Below are 20,672 nucleotides of genomic sequence, written 5' to 3'. Positions count from 1 at the left end.
AACCTCTGGTATTAGATTTGAGTTTTTTATCTGGAAAGGTATAGGTATCCTTGTTTTTTGTTAGCTATTATTTCATTTTGTAAACCAACTGATGTATAGTTTAATATGTAGAAATAAGTTCCGGTAGGTAATCCAGCCGATTTGTCAACTGTAACTCTTCCCTCAGAAATACCTTTGAATGATACATCTTGGTTGTTATATCCTTTTGCTTCATAAACTAGTACACCCCATCTGTTGTAGATTTCTATAGTGTTTTCAGGGTAACAAAGAGTATCTTCAATGTTGTCAATTTTGAAGATTTCGTTGAAATTATCACCATTTGGAGTAAATGCATTATGAACTTCAATGGTTCCACAGCCTAATACAAAACTTTGATCAATTTTGATATTGATGACATAGTTAATTGGACAAGTTTCTGTTTCAATATTGTATTGGAAACTATAATCACCAGAAGCTACGTTGTTAGGGTCTAAAATACTTCCGTTTAAAGCCCCTGAATTATTTACATCAACCCAAGTTCCGTTAGATGGAGCGTCTTGAGGTAAATAAGTAGTTAAATCTACTGGAGTGCCATTTACACTATTGATAAAATCAGGAACATTAATTGTTGTAATATCTGGAACAATATTTACAATTACTTTCTGAGTTGTAGTAGTTGTATTTCCATTTCCATCATTGAAAGACCAAGTAATGATATGAGTACCCTGCGTATTGTAAGTTAAAGGATCATTAGTTGTTCCTGTTATAGTTCCTGAACAATTGTCTGTTGTAGTTGGAATAGTTGCCGTAGCAATACATTGTCCAATTACATCTGCTAAAACAGGAGTTACAGGAGCAGTTACATCTTTTATAATTACATTTTGATTAGCAGTTGTTGTATTACCATTACCATCATTGAAAGTCCATGTTACTATAGTTGTTCCCTGAGTTGTGATAGGGAATACCGTGGTTGTTGTTCCAGTGATCGTTCCTGCACAATTGTCTGTTGTAGTTGGAGCTACTGGAGTTCCGTTACAACCATTGATAGTTACATCAGCCAAAGTAGGTGTTAGAGGTGCAGTAGAGTCTTTTACAGTAATTATTTGAGATTTAGAAGATTCGTTACCACAAGCATCTTTAGCTGTCCAAGTTCTGGTCAACGTATAGTTACTAGCAAAAACTTCACTAATACCAGATTTTATTTCGTTGTATGTTACTACTACCGGAGTAGCATTACAATTATCGGTAGCAGTTAAAATGGCTGCCACAGGTACGTTTGAACATTCTACTGTTATATTAGCAGGAGCTTCGCTCAATATTGGAGCAGTTTTGTCTTCAACGCTAATAGTTTGTACATGAGTTGTAACATTATTACATAAATCAGTTGCGGTCCAAGTACGAGTCAGAGTATAAGCTCCGGCACAAGCACCATCAGTTTTCACTTCAGCAAATGTTACAGTTGCAGTACCACAATTATCAGTAGCAGTTAAAGTAACAGCCTGAGGAATTTCAGAACATTCTACAGTTACATCAGCAGGTAAAGCTTCAACAAAAACAGGTTTAGTTTTGTCTTCAACGCTAATAGTCTGTACATGAGTTGTAACATTATTACATAAATCAGTTGCGGTCCAAGTACGAGTCAGAGTATAAGCTCCGGCACAAGCACCATCAGTTTTTACTTCAGCAAATGTTACAGTTGCAGTACCACAATTATCAGTAGCAGTTAAAGTAGCCGCAGTTGGAATTTCAGAACATTCTACAGTTACATCAGCAGGTAAAGCTTCTACAAAAACAGGTTTAGTTTTGTCTTCAACGCTAATAGTCTGTACATGAGTTGTAACATTATTACATAAATCAGTTGCGGTCCAAGTACGAGTCAGAGTATAAGCTCCGGCACAAGCACCATCAGTTTTCACTTCAGCAAATGTTACAGTTGCAGTACCACAATTATCAGTAGCAGTTAAAGTAACAGCCTGAGGAATTTCAGAACATTCTGCAGTTACATCAGTAGGTAAAGCTTCAACAAAAACAGGTTTAGTTTTGTCTTCAACGCTAATAGTCTGTACATGAGTTGTAACATTATTACATAAATCAGTTGCGGTCCAAGTACGAGTCAGAGTATAAGCTCCGGCACAAGCACCATCAGTTTTTACTTCAGCGAATGTTACAGTTGCAGTACCACAATTATCAGTAGCAGTTAAAGTAACAGCCTGAGGAATTTCAGAACATTCTACAGTTACATTAGCAGGTAAAGCTTCTACAAAAACAGGTTTAGTTTTGTCTTCAACGCTAATAGTCTGTACATGAGTTGTAACATTATTACATAAATCAGTTGCCGTCCAAGTACGAGTCAGAGTATAAGCTCCGGCACAAGCACCATCAGTTTTTACTTCAGCAAATGTTACAGTTGCAGTACCACAATTATCAGTAGCAGTTAAAGTAGCCGCAGTTGGAATTTCAGAACATTCTACAGTTACATCAGCAGGTAAAGCTTCAACAAAAACAGGTTTAGTTTTGTCTTCAACGCTAATAGTCTGTACATGAGTTGTAACATTATTACATAAATCAGTTGCGGTCCAAGTACGAGTCAGAGTATAAGCTCCGGCACAAGCACCATCAGTTTTCACTTCAGCAAATGTTACAGTTGCAGTACCACAATTATCAGTAGCAGTTAAAGTAACAGCCTGAGGAATTTCAGAACATTCTACAGTTACATCAGCAGGTAAAGCTTCAACAAAAACAGGTTTAGTTTTGTCTTCAACGCTAATAGTTTGTACATGAGTTGTAACATTATTACATAAATCAGTTGCCGTCCAAGTACGAGTCAGAGTATAAGCTCCGGCACAAGCACCATCAGTTTTTACTTCAGCGAATGTTACAGTTGCAGTACCACAATTATCAGTAGCAGTTAAAGTAACAGCCTGAGGAATTTCAGAACATTCTACAGTTACATTAGCAGGTAAAGCTTCTACAAAAACAGGTTTAGTTTTGTCTTCAACACTAATAGTCTGTACATGAGTTGTAACATTATTACATAAATCAGTTGCCGTCCAAGTACGAGTCAGAGTATAAGCTCCGGCACAAGCACCATCAGTTTTCACTTCAGCAAATGTTACAGTTGCAGTACCACAATTATCAGTAGCAGTTAAAGTAACAGCCTGAGGAATTTCAGAACATTCTACAGTTACATTAGCAGGTAAAGCTTCTACAAAAACAGGTTTAGTTTTGTCTTCAACGCTAATAGTCTGTACATGAGTTGTAACATTATTACATAAATCAGTTGCCGTCCAAGTACGAGTCAGAGTATAAGCTCCGGCACAAGCACCATCAGTTTTTACTTCAGCGAATGTTACAGTTGCAGTACCACAATTATCAGTAGCAGTTAAAGTAACAGCCTGAGGAATTTCAGAACATTCTACAGTTACATTAGCAGGTAAAGCTTCTACAAAAACAGGTTTAGTTTTGTCTTCAACGCTAATAGTCTGTACATGAGTTGTAACATTATTACATAAATCAGTTGCCGTCCAAGTACGAGTCAGAGTATAAGCTCCGGCACAAGTACCATCAGTTTTCACTTCAGCAAATGTTACAGTTGCAGTACCACAATTATCAGTAGCAGTTAAAGTAACAGCCTGAGGAATTTCAGAACATTCTGCAGTTACATCAGCAGGTAAAGCTTCTACAAAAACAGGTTTAGTTTTGTCTTCAACGCTAATAGTCTGTACATGAGTTGTAACATTATTACATAAATCAGTTGCGGTCCAAGTACGAGTCAGAGTATAAGCTCCGGCACAAGCACCATCAGTTTTCACTTCAGCAAATGTTACAGTTGCAGTACCACAATTATCAGTAGCAGTTAAAGTAACAGCCTGAGGAATTTCAGAACATTCTGCAGTTACATCAGCAGGTAAAGCTTCTACAAAAACAGGTTTAGTTTTGTCTTCAACGCTAATAGTCTGTACATGAGTTGTAACATTATTACATAAATCAGTTGCCGTCCAAGTACGAGTCAGAGTATAAGCTCCGGCACAAGTACCATCAGTTTTCACTTCAGCAAATGTTACAGTTGCAGTACCACAATTATCAGTAGCAGTTAAAGTAACAGCCTGAGGAATTTCAGAACATTCTACAGTTACATTATCAGGTAAAGCTTCAACAAAAACAGGTTTAGTTTTGTCTTCAACGCTAATAGTCTGTACATGAGTTGTAACATTATTACATAAATCAGTTGCCGTCCAGGTACGAGTCAGAGTATAAGCTCCGGCACAAGCACCATCAGTTTTTACTTCAGCGAATGTTACAGTTGCAGTACCACAATTATCAGTAGCAGTTAAAGTAACAGCCTGAGGAATTTCAGAACATTCTACAGTTACATTAGCAGGTAAAGCTTCTACAAAAACAGGTTTAGTTTTGTCTTCAACGCTAATAGTCTGTACATGAGTTGTAACATTATTACATAAATCAGTTGCCGTCCAAGTACGAGTCAGAGTATAAGCTCCGGCACAAGCACCATCAGTTTTTACTTCAGCGAATGTTACAGTTGCAGTACCACAATTATCAGTAGCAGTTAAAGTAACAGCCTGAGGAATTTCAGAACATTCTGCAGTTACATCAGCAGGTAAAGCTTCTACAAAAACAGGTTTAGTTTTGTCTTCAACGCTAATAGTCTGTACATGAGTTGTAACATTATTACATAAATCAGTTGCGGTCCAAGTACGAGTCAGAGTATAAGCTCCGGCACAAGTACCATCAGTTTTCACTTCAGCAAATGTTACAGTTGCAGTACCACAATTATCAGTAGCAGTTAAAGTAACAGCCTGAGGAATTTCAGAACATTCTGCAGTTACATCAGCAGGTAAAGCTTCTACAAAAACAGGTTTAGTTTTGTCTTCAACGCTAATAGTCTGTACATGAGTTGTAACATTATTACATAAATCAGTTGCGGTCCAAGTACGAGTCAGAGTATAAGCTCTGGCACAAGCACCATCAGTTTTTACTTCAGCGAATGTTACAGTTGCAGTACCACAATTATCAGTAGCAGTTAAAGTAACAGCCTGAGGAATTTCAGAACATTCTACAGTTACATTAGCAGGTAAAGCTTCTACAAAAACAGGTTTAGTTTTGTCTTCAACGCTAATAGTCTGTACATGAGTTGTAACATTATTACATAAATCAGTTGCCGTCCAAGTACGAGTCAGAGTATAAGCTCCGGCACAAGTACCATCAGTTTTCACTTCAGCAAATGTTACAGTTGCAGTACCACAATTATCAGTAGCAGTTAAAGTAACAGCCTGAGGAATTTCAGAACATTCTGCAGTTACATCAGCAGGTAAAGCTTCTACAAAAACAGGTTTAGTTTTGTCTTCAACGCTAATAGTCTGTACATGAGTTGTAACATTATTACATAAATCAGTTGCGGTCCAAGTACGAGTCAGAGTATAAGCTCCGGCACAAGCACCATCAGTTTTCACTTCAGCAAATGTTACAGTTGCAGTACCACAATTATCAGTAGCAGTTAAAGTAACAGCCTGAGGAATTTCAGAACATTCTACAGTTACATTATCAGGTAAAGCTTCAACAAAAACAGGTTTAGTTTTGTCTTCAACAGTAATTATTTGAGATTTAGAAGATTCATTACCACAAGCATCTTTAGCCGTCCATGTTCTGGTCAAAGTATAGTTACTTGCACAAGTTTCACTGATATTAGATTTTACTTCATTGTAGGTTACTACCGGATTTACATCACAATTATCAGTTGCAGTTAAAGTAGCAGCAGTTGGAACAGCTGAGCATTCAACAGTTATATCAGCAGGAGCTTCACTCAATACAGGAGCAGTAACATCCTGAATTTTTATAGTTTGTGTAGCAGAAGCAGCATTTCCACATTGGTCAGTTACTGTCCAAGTTCTGGTTATTACTTTGTTGCTTGTACAAGCAGTAGCCGGAGTTAAACAAATACTGTTGAATTGAATACTTCCATTTACGCTGGCTTGTTTTTTAGAGTATATAAACCAGGTTCCATTCATCGAACCTGTTAAGTTTTCAAAACTAGAGACATAACTTGTAACTCCAGTAATTACATTTGGAGAAGACAATGCGCCATTTGGTGTAAAGTTTTGAGGAATATCCTGAGAAATTACATCGTTGTTATTCCATTGTGGGTTTCCTGAACTATTTGGATAGAATACAGGTAAGTACAATTCTTGGTCATTTGAATTAGCATCTTCACAAGCACCACCTGTACAATAAGGCCCAACTAAGACAACAGCTTGTCCACTAGGTGCAACCAAAGTAAATTCAGCTCTTCCTTTTCCTTGATTGGTCTCAAATGCAAGGGCAACTTTTTCAATATCTTTTGCAGTTAAGTTGTCAAAACCATTTACATTAAAGTAGAAATAGTTACCGTTTCCAGCATTAATATTAGTCTTAGCATCATTTCCAAAACAATTTGAGTCAATATAAGTAACAGTAGGGTTTTGATCACAAGCATCAGAAATATTAGTTACAGCACCTGTTGTAGTAGGATCTAAATTAGAAACACAATTTGCACCAGCATTAACAGTAATATCAGCAGGAACTGTAAAAGTAGGAGCAGTGATATCCTGAACATTAATTTTTTGTGATTTTGTTGCAGTGTTGCCACAATCGTCAATAGCTGTCCAAGTTCTTGTTACAGAATAAGATCCTGCACATTGACCTGGAGTTGTTACATCTTCAAAAGTCAAAGAAACAGATGTGTCTACATTGTCTGTAGCAGTTGCTTGAGCAAACTCAGGTTTTGAAGGACAATTAATTGTCGTTTCACTAGGTAATTGACTAATTACAGGAGGAGTACCATCACCATCAAGAATTGTTACATCAATAGTTGTAGTACAACCTTTAGCATCCGTTACCGTGAAAGTATGTAAACCAGCAGCAAGCCCTGTTTGAGCAGGAGTGATTGTATATCCGGCAGTCCCACCAGCAGGCGTAATAACTACCGAACCATCATTACCTCCTTTACAAGACACATTTACTTGGTTAGAAGCAGAAGCAGATAAAGCGTTAGTAGGTTCTGTTATAGTTACATCAATAGATGTAGTACAACCTTTAGCATCCGTTACCGTGAAAGTATGTAAACCAGCAGCAAGCCCTGTTTGAGCAGGAGTGATAGTGTATCCGGCAGTCCCACCAGCAGGCGTAATAACAACCGAACCGTTGTTACCCCCTTTACAAGAAACATTTACTTGATTAGAAGCAGTTGCAGATAAAGCGTTAGTTGGTTCCGTGATTGTTACATCAATAGTTGTAGTACAACCTTTAGCATCCGTTACCGTGAAAGTATGTAAACCAGCAGCAAGCCCTGTTTGAGCAGGAGTGATTGTATATCCGGCAGTCCCACCAGCAGGCGTAATAACTACCGAACCATCGTTACCACCTTTACAAGAAACATTTACTTGAGATCCTGCAGTTGCAGATAAAGCGTTAGTTGGTTCCGTGATTGTTACATCAATAGTTGTAGTACAACCTTTAGCATCCGTTACCGTGAAAGTATGTAAACCAGCAGCAAGCCCTGTTTGAGCAGGAGTGATTGTGTATCCGGCAGTCCCACCAGCAGGCGTAATAACTACCGAACCATCATTACCTCCTTTACAAGACACATTTACTTGGTTAGAAGCAGAAGCAGATAAAGCGTTAGTTGGTTCCGTGATTGTTACATCAATAGTTGTAGTACAACCTTTAGCATCCGTTACCGTGAAAGTATGTAAACCAGCAGCAAGCCCTGTTTGAGCAGGAGTGATAGTGTATCCGGCAGTCCCACCAGCAGGTGTAATAACAACCGAACCATCGTTACCTCCTTTACAAGACACATTTACTTGGTTAGAAGCAGAAGCAGATAAAGCGTTAGTTGGTTCCGTGATTGTTACATCAATAGTTGTAGTACAACCTTTAGCATCCGTTACCGTGAAAGTATGTAAACCAGCAGCAAGCCCTGTTTGAGCAGGAGTGATAGTGTATCCGGCAGTTCCACCAGCAGGCGTAATAACTACCGAACCATCATTACCTCCTTTACAAGACACATTTACTTGGTTAGAAGCAGAAGCAGATAAAGCGTTAGTTGGTTCCGTGATTGTTACATCAATAGTTGTAGTACAACCTTTAGCATCCGTTACCGTGAAAGTATGTAAACCAGCAGCAAGCCCTGTTTGAGCAGGAGTGATAGTGTATCCGGCAGTCCCACCAGCAGGCGTAATAACTACCGAACCATCGTTACCTCCTTTACAAGACACATTTACTTGGTTAGAAGCAGAAGCAGATAAAGCGTTAGTTGGTTCCGTGATTGTTACATCAATAGTTGTAGTACAACCTTTAGCATCCGTTACCGTGAAAGTATGTAAACCAGCAGCAAGCCCTGTTTGAGCAGGAGTGATAGTGTATCCGGCAGTCCCACCAGCAGGCGTAATAACAACCGAACCGTTGTTACCCCCTTTACAAGAAACATTTACTTGGTTAGAAGCAGAAGCAGATAAAGCGTTAGTTGGTTCCGTGATTGTTACATCAATAGTTGTAGTACAACCTTTAGCATCCGTTACCGTGAAAGTATGTAAACCAGCAGCAAGTCCTGTTTGAGCAGGAGTGATTGTGTATCCGGCAGTTCCACCAGCAGGCGTAATAACAACCGAACCGTTGTTACCCCCTTTACAAGAAACATTTACTTGGTTAGAAGCAGAAGCAGATAAAGCGTTAGTAGGTTCTGTTATAGTTACATCAATAGTTGTAGTACAACCTTTAGCATCCGTTACCGTGAAAGTATGTAAACCAGCAGCAAGCCCTGTTTGAGCAGGAGTGATAGTGTATCCGGCAGTCCCACCAGCAGGCGTAATAACAACCGAACCATTATTACCACCAAAACAAGAAACATTTACTTGGTTAGAAGCAGTAGCTGATAAAGCCGCATTAGGTTGAGTGATAGTTACATCGATAGTTGTCGAACAACCTTTAGCATCCGTTACAGTAAAAGTATGTAAACCAGCCGCAAGACCAGTTTGCGCAGGAGTGATTGTATATTCAGGAGTTCCACCAGCAGGTGTAATAACAACCGAACCGTTATTACCACCAAAACAAGAAACATTTACTTGGTTAGAAGCAGTAGCTGATAAAGCCGCATTAGGTTGAGTGATAGTTACATCGATAGTTGTCGAACAACCTTTAGCATCCGTTACAGTAAAAGTATGTAAACCAGCCGCAAGACCAGTTTGCGCAGGAGTGATTGTATATTCAGGAGTTCCACCAGCAGGTGTAATAACAACCGAACCGTTATTACCACCAAAACAAGAAACATTTACTTGGTTAGAAGCAGTAGCTGATAAAGCCGCATTAGGTTGAGTGATAGTTACATCGATAGTTGTCGAACAACCTTTAGCATCCGTTACAGTAAAAGTATGTAAACCAGCTGCAAGACCAGTTTGCGCAGGAGTGATTGTATATTCAGGAGTTCCACCAGCAGGTGTAATAACAACCGAACCATTATTACCACCAAAACAAGAAACATTTACTTGGTTAGAAGCAGTAGCTGATAAAGCCGCATTAGGTTGAGTGATAGTTACATCGATAGTTGTCGAACAACCTTTAGCATCCGTTACAGTAAAAGTATGTAAACCAGCTGCAAGACCAGTTTGCGCAGGAGTGATTGTATATTCAGGAGTTCCACCAGCAGGTGTAATAACAACCGAACCATTATTACCACCTTTACAAGAAACATTTACTTGAGATCCTGCAGTTGCAGATAAAGCGTTAGTTGGTTCCGTGATTGTTACATCAATAGTTGTAGTACAACCTTTAGCATCCGTTACCGTGAAAGTATGTAAACCAGCAGCAAGTCCTGTTTGAGCAGGAGTGATTGTGTATCCGGCAGTTCCACCAGCAGGCGTAATAACAACCGAACCGTTGTTACCCCCTTTACAAGACACATTTACTTGGTTAGAAGCAGAAGCAGATAAAGCGTTAGTTGGTTCCGTGATTGTTACATCAATAGTTGTAGTACAACCTTTAGCATCCGTTACCGTGAAAGTATGTAAACCAGCAGCAAGTCCTGTTTGAGCAGGAGTGATTGTATATCCGGCAGTCCCACCAGCAGGCGTAATAACTACCGAACCATCGTTACCACCTTTACAAGAAACATTTACTTGAGATCCTGCAGTTGCAGATAAAGCGTTAGTTGGTTCCGTGATTGTTACATCAATAGTTGTAGTACAACCTTTAGCATCCGTTACCGTGAAAGTATGTAAACCAGCAGCAAGTCCTGTTTGAGCAGGAGTGATAGTGTATCCGGCAGTTCCACCAGCAGGCGTAATAACAACCGAACCGTTGTTACCCCCTTTACAAGAAACATTTACTTGGTTAGAAGCAGAAGCTGATAAAGTACCAGGCTGTCCAACTGTAACAGAATTAGATTTTGACGAACAGTTATCTGTTACGGTTAAGGTATATTCACCAGCAGGAAGATTGTTTACCGTTGCAGTAGTTCCTACTACAATGTTAGAACTGTTTTTCCATGAATAATTTATTGTACCTACAGCACTCGTAACTGTGCCTGCAGTTACAGATCCAGTACTAGTTCCATAACAAGATACGTCGGTTTTGGATGAAACTCCAAGGTTTAATGTTGGATTTACCGTCACTGTAACTGTAAAAGTATTTCCTGTACAAGTTCCTGATTTTGGAGTTACTGTATATACTACATTTAAAGCTGAGCTAGTTGAATTAGTTAGAGTGCCACTTATGTTTGTTGCATTTGTTCCTGCTGTAGTTCCTGAAATTCCTGATACACTTGGAGCTGTCCAGCTATAAGTTGTTCCTACAGGTACTGTATTACCACTACCATCTGTAGGTGAAATATTAAATGAACCGCCACTACAAATTGAAGCAGTTTTGTTTGTAATAATTGGTGTTGTACAACAAGTTCCAACTAAAATACCTGATTTGATTTCAGAATCCGTCTTTTGAATTGTTGTTGCATCTTTTACATTTAATGTTACTGTTAAATTATTCGTACTTGTGGGAGTATATGTATAATTGTTATTAGAAGAATATGGAACAGTTGTAGTATTTACTCCATCATTAATGATCCATTGATACTGATATGGTGTAGTTCCACCTGTGGTTGTACTTGTAAATTTTATGTTTTCATACTGAGTTCCTCCGGGACAACTACGTTCCGTAATGAAATCAGCGCTTAACGGAGTAATAACCGTTACTATTGGATTTAGTTGGTTATTAGAGCATTGTGGACCTATATTGCAATTTCCTAAGTTACATACATTTTGGCCAGAAGAATTACCCCATCCAATTATTATTTTTTGTAGGCTTATTGTTGTGCCACAAGTCCATGAAATCACTTTGTTTGTAACATATACACTTCTACTTCCAGAACTTGTATTGGCTGAGTTACAAAAGCTTATGTTGTCTGTTTTTACGCCATTAACATGTATGTCAGCTTCAACAAGGAAGCCATATCTCGTGGTTGACTGCTGTTGTACGTTAATTTTAAGATAACCCTGTATTGCATCTCCAGTTGTACATGAGGTACTTAGTGGAGAATAAATATCATCAGGTCCAGTTGAATTTGGATTTAATGTTGTTGAAACAAGTTCTACCGATAATATTCTTTCATCACCTGATTGACAATTATTACAGTCGTATTTAGTTTGTGATATTAATGAGCTTGAACTGAGTAATAATAAAAACAGTAAAAAGTTGTTTTTAATAAAAACACTTATCAAATTCTGTTTTATTCTTTCTTTGAGTAGAGTTGTTTTCATACAATTAATTTTTAATTTATGATTTGGGTAATTTTAAATCTATAATTGTGATATTATATGTTGATTTATTGTTGATGTTTATTAACTATCATATAGATCATAAAGACCTTAATTTTTTATTCTGACGAAATTACAGACAAATACATGATTTGATATTTTTTCTCTATCAATAACCTAAAAACTCGTTAAATAGCTTTTTTTTCGATTATCTGCGCTATATTGACCTTTGATTTTGTAATAAAATCTACTTGTTTTTATATTTTGATCCGCTGTCTTGTTACAGTTGATTGTTTTTTTATATCTTAAAAATTAACATAAAACCATGTTAAAATTTTAATCAAACTTAGATTGTTTTTTTCTATCTACCAAACAAAACATCGATAAAGTGTAAAAAAACATCGGCAAAATGCATTTTTGTAGACTTATGCTTTCTTTTTTATGTTTGTAGAAATATTCTTGTTAGTCTTAAGGCTTATAATTTTATATAAAATTGTTTATGGTTTATTTAGAAAGAGATAACTGTAGTTTATAAAAAGCAAAAAATAAAATGGGAATCTTTCGCTTTTCTTTTGTAAATTGTAAGTTCGATTTCTGTTTTAGAATTAATTACAATTAAATTCGTTATCTATGAAAAATTTAGTATTAATCAGACATGCAAAATCAAATTGGGACATGCCATTAAAAGATATTGACAGACCTCTGGATCAGCGTGGTTTACAGGATGCTCATTTAGTTTCTTCAAAAATTCAAAAATATGTTCCCAAAAAGTATATCATTTGGAGTAGTCCAGCTAAAAGAGCCTCAGATACTGCTATAATATTTGCGCAAAATGTATTATACCCAATAGAAAATATCGTTTACAAAGACGATTTATACACTTTTGACGAAAAACAATTAGAGCATGTCATTAAATCTTGCGCTAATAAATTTGATAGTGTAATTCTTTTTGGTCATAATGCTGCAATTACAAATTTTGTTAATAAATTTGGAGATATATTTATAGATAATGTTCCTACAAGTGGATTTGTTTCTTTAGAATTTGAAACAGATAATTGGAGTGAAATAAATAAAGGTAAAACCAAAAAAATAATAATTCCAAAAGATTTTAAATAAAAAATGTTTGATCAAAAGTATATTGATAGAGAAAAAAGTTGGTTAGCATTTAACGCCAGAGTACTACAAGAAGCAGCCGATGATTCGGTACCATTATTAGATAGATTACGATTTTTAGGAATTTTTTCCAATAATTTAGATGAGTTTTTCAGAGTTCGGTTTGCGGCTGTCCGCAGGTTGAGTTTATCCGGAAAAACTGGAGAAAAAATATTAGGAGGGATTTCTGCTCAGCAATTAGTCAAAGATATAACTGAAATTGTAATTCAGCATCAGGCAGAAAGTTTGGCAATTCTTAAAGATATTGAATCTAAACTGGAGACTCAGAATATCTTTATCATTAACGAAAATGAAATTTCGACTGAACAGGAAATTTTCCTGAAAGATTTTTTTATTCAGACATTAAGTCCCGAATTAGTTACCATTATCCTGAATGATTTGGCCGAATTTCCTTTGTTGAAAGACAATATAGGTTATTTGGCCGTGAAATTAGTCATGAAAAAAAATGCGGCTGTTCATTATGCAATTATCGAAATTCCCAAAACAATCAATCGTTTTGTTGTTTTGCCGTCAAATGATCATAAGCAATATGTGATTCTTATTGATGATGTAATCCGACATAATTTAAAAAGTATTTTCAATATTTTTGATTGTGAAAGTATTGCTGCTCACATGATTAAAATTAGCAGAGATGCTCAATTGGATATCGATAGTGATATGAGCAAAAGTATGCTCGAAAAAATTTCTACCAGTGTTAAAGATAGAAGAATAGGGGAGCCGGTGCGTTTTATCTACGATCAGTTGATTGAAGAAGATACCTTGCAGTTTTTTCTGGATAAGATGAAAATTGTTTCTACTGATAGTATCATTCCGGGTGGACGCTACCATAACAGAAGAGATTATATGGAGTTTCCAAACTTAGGAAGATATGATTTACTTTATAAAAAAAATATAGCGTTACCTATTCCGGAACTCAATTTGGAAGGCAGTATTTTAGAAAAAATCAGTAAAAAAGACTATCTTTTGCATGCTCCTTATCAGTCATTTTCTTATTTAACTAAGTTTTTAAGAGAAGCTGCTTTGGATCCAAAGGTAACTTCGATAAAAATAACATTATACCGATTAGCTAAAAATTCCCAAATTATCAGTTCCTTAATTAATGCTGCTAAAAACGGAAAACAAGTTACAGTTCAGATAGAATTGCAAGCTCGTTTTGACGAAGCTTCAAATATTTCCTATGCTGAACAAATGCAAACTGAAGGAATTGATCTTATTTTTGGTATCAAAGGATTGAAAGTACATAGCAAAATATGTGTAGTTGAAAGAAATGAAAACGGAAAAACAAAACGTTACGGCTTTATTTCGACAGGAAATTTCAACGAAGCTACTGCTAAAATATACACTGATGTCACTCTTTTTACAGCACATCAGCAAATTCTAAAAGACATTTCAAAAATTTTCGATTTTTTTAATATCAATTATAGAGTACATCGTTACAAACATTTGATTGTTTCCCCTCATTATACCCGTTATCGATTTTATAAATTAATTGATAGGGAAATTTCGCATGCACTTGCGGGTCGTGTGGCTTATATGAAGTTGAAAATGAATAGTTTGTCTGATTTTGCCATGATTGATAAGTTGTATGAAGCCAGTAATGCCGGAGTTAAAATTCAGTTAGAAGTAAGAGGAATTTGTTCATTAATTCCGGGAATAAAAGGAATGAGCGAAAATATAGAAGCTATAAGTATTGTAGATAATTATCTGGAACATTCCCGTATTTATATTTTTGGAAATGGAGGTCAAACAGAAGTTTTTATTTCCTCAGCTGATTTCATGACCCGAAATTTAGATGGAAGGGTCGAAGTTACCTGTCCTATTTATGATCAGGATATTAAAAACGAATTGATTGAAAACTTTGATATAGGCTGGAAAGGAAATGTAAAAGCACGTTTTCATTCGTATAAATTAGATAATAAATACCGTAGTAATGATGGCGTAAATGTATTTAGAGCACAAATTGAAACGTATAAATACTATCAAAGAAAAGTAGGTTTATTAGAAGAAATTATTCTTTAGTGGTATTAAAACAGAAAAACTAATGATTAAAATTAAAAAATACGCAGCTATCGATATTGGTTCTAATGCCATGCGATTATTAGTTGTCAATATTGTGGAGCAAGAAGGGAAAGAGACTCAATTTAATAAAAGTTCCCTTGTACGTGTGCCAATTCGTTTGGGGCAGGATGCTTTTACAGTGGGAGAAATTTCTGCTGAAAATTCAGACCGAATGGTTGACGCCATGAAAGCATTTAATCTTTTAATGAAAGTGCATAAAGTTGAATCTTACAAAGCTTTTGCTACTTCGGCTATGCGTGAAGCCTATAATGGTAAAGAAGTTGTGGCACTTATCAAGAAAAAGGCCGATATAAAAATCGAAATTATCGATGGAAAAAAAGAAGCGGCTATTATTGCATCGACCGATTTGCACCATTTGTTAAAAACAGATAAGACCTACTTATTTGTTGATGTAGGTGGTGGTAGCACCGAATTCACCTTGTTTTCGGACGGTAAAATTGTTACTTCAAGGTCGTTTAAGGTAGGTACTGTGCGTTTGCTGAACGAAATGGTTCACGATGTGGTATGGGAAGAAATTGAAAAATGGATTAAAACCAATACAGCCGAATTTGATGAAGTTTCTCTGATAGGATCGGGAGGTAATATCAATAAATTATTCAAAATGTCCGGAAAAATGCAAGATAAACCCCTGTCTTATTTGTACATCAATTCGCAATACGCCTTTTTAAATTCGTTAACCTACAATCAGAGAATATCCGAATTAGGTTTGAATCCTGATCGTGCCGACGTAATTATTCCTGCTGTTCGTATTTATCTCAATGCGATGAAATGGAGTGGGGCCAGAAACATCTATGTTCCTAAAATTGGACTTTCGGATGGTATTGTTAAAGCCATGTATTTTGGTAAAATATAAATTATAATTATGAATAAAACGAGATTGGAAGCCTTTAGTGATGGTGTTTTAGCTATAATCATTACCATTATGGTCTTAGAATTAAAAGTTCCCGAAGGAGAACATTTTACCGATTTACTGACTCTTTTTCCTGTGTTTATTAGTTATGTGTTGAGTTTTATCTATGTTGGAATCTATTGGAATAATCATCATCATTTATTGCATAGTGCTAGCAAAGTTGATGGAAGAATTCTATGGGCTAATTTACATTTGCTTTTTTGGTTGTCATTAATTCCTGCTTCTACTGCCTGGATGGGTGAACATGATTTTGCAAAAGCTACTGTGACTGTTTACGGAATTGTACTTTTTATGTCGGCAATTGCTTTTGTTGTTTTGCAAAATACAATTATTTGTGCCGATGGTAAAGAATCCTTTTTAGCTAAAGCGGTAGGTAAGGATAGTAAAGGAAAGTTATCCCAGGCTTTGTATCTGTTAGCAATTGTGATTTCCTTTTTCAATGAGTGGATTTCTTTGGCGATTTATTTAACAGTTGCCTTAATGTGGTTAATTCCTGATACCCGTATAGAAAGTAAGATTTTAAACAGGGAGAAAAACTAAAATTTAAACATTTAAATCTAATCCAAATGTTGTTCTTAACAAATCAATATTTGGATTTATTTCATGTAAACGATTGTATCTGTCCTGATCGTTTAATGCTTTTTTGACAGCTACATTTTCATTCACGATTACTTCTATGGTAATGTTGTGATTGTGGAGATGACCTCTAAGATGTCCTAAAAGTCCATTCATTTCTTTTTCGAAATCCAATTTCGAACCTTCATTTGGTAATTCAATACTAATGGTCGTTCCGTTTAAAACAGGATCATTAATAAGTAATAAAGATTCCATGATTTTGAAACCTTTGTCTCCTAAACGTTTGGCGTAATTAGTCCATTGCAATAACATATCAGTTTCCGTAAAAGCTTCGGTAGGTAAGTCAACAGTTTCTCTTACTACAACTTTTTTGTTGTCTTCTAATGCTCTTTTGGCACGAATACTCGATAATGATAATGCTGAAAATTGTGGTCCTGTTGGTTCAGTTTTTTTTGGAATTTCAGCAGCTGGAGTAGTTTCAGTTACAACTTCTTTTTGGTGAATTTCAGGAGCAGAAACTGCTTTTTCAATAGGCTTAGATTGCTCAACTATAGAATAGTCGTTTTTTCTAAAATACGTTGGCGGAATTATAAAGGACTCAGCTTTTTTTTTTCTCCATCAAAAGTGATAGAGGCTAATTGCATCAGGCAAAGTTCAACAAGCAAACGTTGATTTTGACTTAATTTGTATTTTAAATCACATTCGTTGGCAATTGCAATTCCCTGTAAAAGAAATTCCTGAGAGCATTTTTGAGCCTGAACGCCATACATTTTTTGAGCCTGTTCACCTGCTTCTAATAAGCTTAAGGTGGAAGGTGTTTTGCTTACCAATAAATCTCTAAAGTGAGAAGCTAATCCGGCTACAAAATGATGTGCATCAAATCCTTTTGAAAGAATATCATTAAAAGCCATCAATAAATCAGGGATTTTATTTTCTAAGATTAAATCGGTTACACTAATGTAAGTTTCATAATCCAGAACATTTAGGTTTTCGGTAACGGCCTGACGGGTCAAATTGCTTCCACAATAAGAAACCACTCTGTCAAAAATAGACAAAGCATCACGCATAGCGCCATCGGCTTTTTGAGCTATAATGTGTAAAGCATCATCTTCAAAAACAATCCCTTGACTTTGTGCTACTTCGGCTAAATGTTCTTTAGCATCTTTTACGGTAATTCTTTTGAAATCAAATATTTGACAACGCGATAAAATCGTTGGAATGATTTTGTGTTTTTCGGTCGTAGCCAAAATGAAAATTGCATGCTTTGGTGGTTCTTCTAATGTTTTCAAAAAAGCATTAAAAGCCGCCGATGATAACATGTGCACCTCATCAATAATATAGACTTTGTATTTTCCGGTTTGTGGTGGGATACGAACCTGATCAATCAAATTACGAATATCATCCACTGAGTTGTTTGATGCCGCATCCAATTCGAAAACATTAAAAGCAAAGTCTTCGTTAGGATCATCATAACCAGGTTGATTGATTTTTCGAGCCAGAATTCTGGCACAAGTCGTTTTTCCAACACCTCTGGGACCAGTAAATAAAAGGGCAGAGGCCAAATGATTGTTTTCTATGGCATTCAATAAAGTATTGGTAATCGCCTTTTGTCCCACAACATCATTAAATGTTTGCGGACGGTACTTGCGAGCTGATACTATAAATTGTTCCATAGAAATTTTATTCGAAAGCAAATATAGGATTTGAAAAACCAAAAAGCAAATTCTGAATTCCAAATGCAAAAAAAATAAAAATCAATTGATTTTTACTATTGCTTCTAATTTTTTACTTCAATGAAAGAGTTATTTTTTTCTGGATTTAATACTAATATCTAACAAAATTTGCCCAGCTTCGGTAATAGAATTGGCAGCAAAACCGGATACATAAACCCCTTTTTTTCCAGTTTTACATTGTATGCCATATACTATTGCTTCGTCATCAGGATTTGATTCTCCTTCATAGCGATAGATGTGTTTGATTTCGTAATGATTTGGATTCTTTAAAATTTCATCTTCATGTTGATTGAAGTCATAATTGAATCCATTTTCGTTCAATTCGTCCAAAGCTTTTGAAACGGAATCGTAGTGGTATATATTTTTCATAATGTTAAAATATTAAGTTGAAACCAATATTAAATATAACTAATTTATTTTTAAACTGTTATGTAATGCTTGTTAAAAGTAGCTTTGTTAGGCTTGTTGGCCTAATTTAATTATTGTAATTTTGCGGGACAGACCGCCTTATCGCCGTTTTGTTCCCGATAGCTATCGGGACAAGAAGGAGGAAAGTCCGGACACCACAGAGAAGCATAGCGGGTAACACCCGTCATTCGCCGCGGCGAATAGGACAAGTGCAACAGAAAGTATGTACAGGTAATGCTGTAGTGAAACCAGGTAAACTCTATGCGGTGAAATACCAAGTATATCAGCATTTAAGGGTTTCTCGTCCGTTGTTGAAGGGTAGGTAGCTTGATCTTGTTGGTAACAACAAGGCTAGATAAATGATAAGGGTTCGCCTCGGCGAATACAGAATCCGGCTTATAGGTCTGTTTTTTTTATTTAAAACAAAAATAAAAACCATTAAGGAATTCAAATTTGTTAATGGTTTTCTTATGTTGTGTTGGTTGAAATTATTCTTCTTCGTCATCTTCAAAAGAATCGTCTTCAAATTCTTCATCCGATTCAAATTCGAAAAAACTAAAAATAGAACCACCATAACTTTTTTGAAAAGAGAAATTAGGCAAGTGGGCTAACTTAGTATATTTAGAATGTTCGATAACCATCATTCCATCCTGGTTAAGAATGTTTTTTTCGAAAACAAGTAACACTACTTTTTCAAAAGTGGCCTGGTCTAATCCATAAGGTGGATCGGCAAAAACAATATCAAACGAAGCATTGCATTTTTCGAGAAACTTAAAAACATCACTTTTGGTTGCAGCAATTGGAAAATCATATTCGGCAGCAGTTTGCTTGATGAATTTTACACAACCAAAATCGCCATCGACAGAAGTAATAGGCGAACTTCCGCGAGAAGCAAATTCGTAACTGATATTTCCGGTTCCAGCAAATAAGTCCAAAACTTTTAAACTGTCAAAACTAAAATGATTGTTTAAAACATTGAACAAAGCTTCCTTGGACATATCGGTTGTAGGGCGAACAGGTAAACCTTTTGGTGGGCTAATGCGTCTTCCTTTGTATTTTCCTGAAATAATTCTCATGAGTTGAAAAGTATAAAATGATTTCTGTTTTCGGCCTCAGAAAAATAATTGTTCCATCGCAAATCTTCCACATCAAGAAGTGAAACATTGCGGATGTATTTGTAAGCTATTTTAAAAAACGGACTTTCGGTAGTGATGTTCCCAATTAATTCCAAAGGGAAATTTTCGGGATTCATGTTCAGTTGTTCGGCAGTGAACAAAATGTAATAAATGAAATCTTCGGGAGTTTGGTATTCAAAAGAATTAAAAAGCAACAACTTTTGATTTTGAATCACCACAATTTCAAAATGAGTGGAATTAAAATGAACCATCATTTTTTTAGTGTCCACATTTTTAGAAGCATCTAATAATTTAGTGACTAAAATACTGTTGGCATGTTTGTATTCGAAAGAACCAAATTTGTCTATAAAGAAATTATTCATATTCACATACGGAATATAAACAGCATTGATTTCGTAATTGCTGATTTCGTCAAAAGCAAAAAAATCAGTTTCAAAAACTTTGGTATTGTATTGCAAATAGCTTCCCAGATAATTTTCGTCAAAAAGTGGAGTCGGAACAAAAGTCGATAGATTATTATTGTGAATGACAAGAACATCATCGTATTGTTCATTCAGTTCAGTATGTTCAGCAAAAGCATTGGCAAACAAATCTTCTATTTTTAAATTTTTGTCAAAATGGTCAAAATGGATTTCCTTGAATGAAGAAACAGTATTGTTAAGTGTATCAAAACAGCAAAAAGAAAGTCCGGTCAAGGAAACTTGAATGGAGAGTTTTTTATATTTCTTTTCGGTAATGTCCATTAATGAAGATTTTTTCTGCTTGGCAAACTTACAAATTTAAATAGCAATAACAATGTCAAAAGTCAATTTCAATACAATGCAGTTGCCGAAAGTTTTACCACAAAGAGTCACAAAGTAAAAGGAAAGATTCACTAAGT

General features: G+C 35.9%; 10 protein-coding genes and 1 other RNA gene. 5 read left to right on the top strand and 6 right to left on the bottom strand.

What is annotated here, in order from left to right:
• Nucleotides 1-26: 26 nt before the first annotated feature.
• Nucleotides 27-11,780: an HYR-like domain-containing protein gene (locus BIW12_RS00530; RefSeq protein WP_071183317.1), complete on the bottom strand. Its 11,754-nt coding sequence runs from the start codon at nt 11,778-11,780 to the stop codon at nt 27-29.
• A 627-nt stretch (nt 11,781-12,407) separates the two neighbouring features.
• Between BIW12_RS00530 and BIW12_RS00525 the strand changes: the two genes are divergently transcribed.
• Genes BIW12_RS00525 through BIW12_RS00510 form a run of 4 tightly spaced genes read left to right on the top strand, consistent with a single transcriptional unit; the run spans nt 12,408 to nt 16,479 of the window.
• On the top strand, nt 12,408-12,893 hold the full coding sequence (locus BIW12_RS00525) for a SixA phosphatase family protein (protein WP_071183316.1): 486 nt from the start codon (nt 12,408-12,410) through the stop codon (nt 12,891-12,893).
• Nucleotides 12,894-12,896: 3 nt separating this feature from the next.
• On the top strand, nt 12,897-14,969 hold the full coding sequence (ppk1, locus tag BIW12_RS00520; protein WP_071183315.1) for a polyphosphate kinase 1: 2,073 nt from the start codon (nt 12,897-12,899) through the stop codon (nt 14,967-14,969).
• A 22-nt stretch (nt 14,970-14,991) separates the two neighbouring features.
• Nucleotides 14,992-15,882 (top strand): Ppx/GppA phosphatase family protein, encoded by an 891-nt coding sequence (locus BIW12_RS00515; protein ID WP_071183314.1) that lies wholly within the window; start codon nt 14,992-14,994, stop codon nt 15,880-15,882.
• A gap of 9 nt (nt 15,883-15,891) precedes the next feature.
• Nucleotides 15,892-16,479: a TMEM175 family protein gene (locus BIW12_RS00510; RefSeq protein WP_071183313.1), complete on the top strand. Its 588-nt coding sequence runs from the start codon at nt 15,892-15,894 to the stop codon at nt 16,477-16,479.
• Nucleotides 16,480-16,482: 3 nt separating this feature from the next.
• On the opposite strand, the gene BIW12_RS00505 is transcribed toward BIW12_RS00510, so the two are convergent.
• The 3 genes from BIW12_RS00505 to BIW12_RS00495 all read right to left on the bottom strand — a co-directional run bounded on the left by BIW12_RS00505 (nt 16,483) and on the right by BIW12_RS00495 (nt 18,617).
• A complete protein-coding gene (locus BIW12_RS00505) occupies nt 16,483-16,827 on the bottom strand; it encodes a DNA polymerase III (RefSeq protein WP_140487932.1) in 345 nt (114 codons plus the stop codon).
• Nucleotides 16,828-17,102: 275 nt separating this feature from the next.
• Nucleotides 17,103-18,188: a DNA polymerase III subunit gamma/tau gene (dnaX, locus tag BIW12_RS00500; protein ID WP_071183311.1), complete on the bottom strand. Its 1,086-nt coding sequence runs from the start codon at nt 18,186-18,188 to the stop codon at nt 17,103-17,105.
• Between the two features lie 129 nt (nt 18,189-18,317).
• A complete protein-coding gene (locus tag BIW12_RS00495; RefSeq protein ID WP_071183310.1) occupies nt 18,318-18,617 on the bottom strand; it encodes a hypothetical protein in 300 nt (99 codons plus the stop codon).
• A 125-nt stretch (nt 18,618-18,742) separates the two neighbouring features.
• Here BIW12_RS00495 and rnpB point away from each other — a divergent pair.
• An RNA gene (gene rnpB, locus BIW12_RS00490) (RNase P RNA component class A) lies at nt 18,743-19,071 on the top strand.
• A 73-nt stretch (nt 19,072-19,144) separates the two neighbouring features.
• Here the strand turns inward: rnpB and BIW12_RS00485 are convergent.
• Together BIW12_RS00485 and BIW12_RS00480 are read right to left on the bottom strand one after the other, a co-directional pair.
• Entirely contained in the window at nt 19,145-19,732 is a 588-nt protein-coding gene (locus BIW12_RS00485; protein WP_071183309.1) for an RsmD family RNA methyltransferase, read from the bottom strand.
• Nucleotides 19,729-20,535 (bottom strand): DUF3822 family protein, encoded by an 807-nt coding sequence (locus tag BIW12_RS00480; protein ID WP_071183308.1) that lies wholly within the window; start codon nt 20,533-20,535, stop codon nt 19,729-19,731. Before BIW12_RS00480 ends, BIW12_RS00485 begins: the two co-directional genes overlap by 4 nt.
• Nucleotides 20,536-20,672 lie beyond the last annotated feature (137 nt).

The organism is Flavobacterium commune (assembly GCF_001857965.1).
GTDB lineage: Bacteria > Bacteroidota > Bacteroidia > Flavobacteriales > Flavobacteriaceae > Flavobacterium > Flavobacterium commune.
This window is presented reverse-complemented; position numbering and strand designations above follow the sequence as displayed.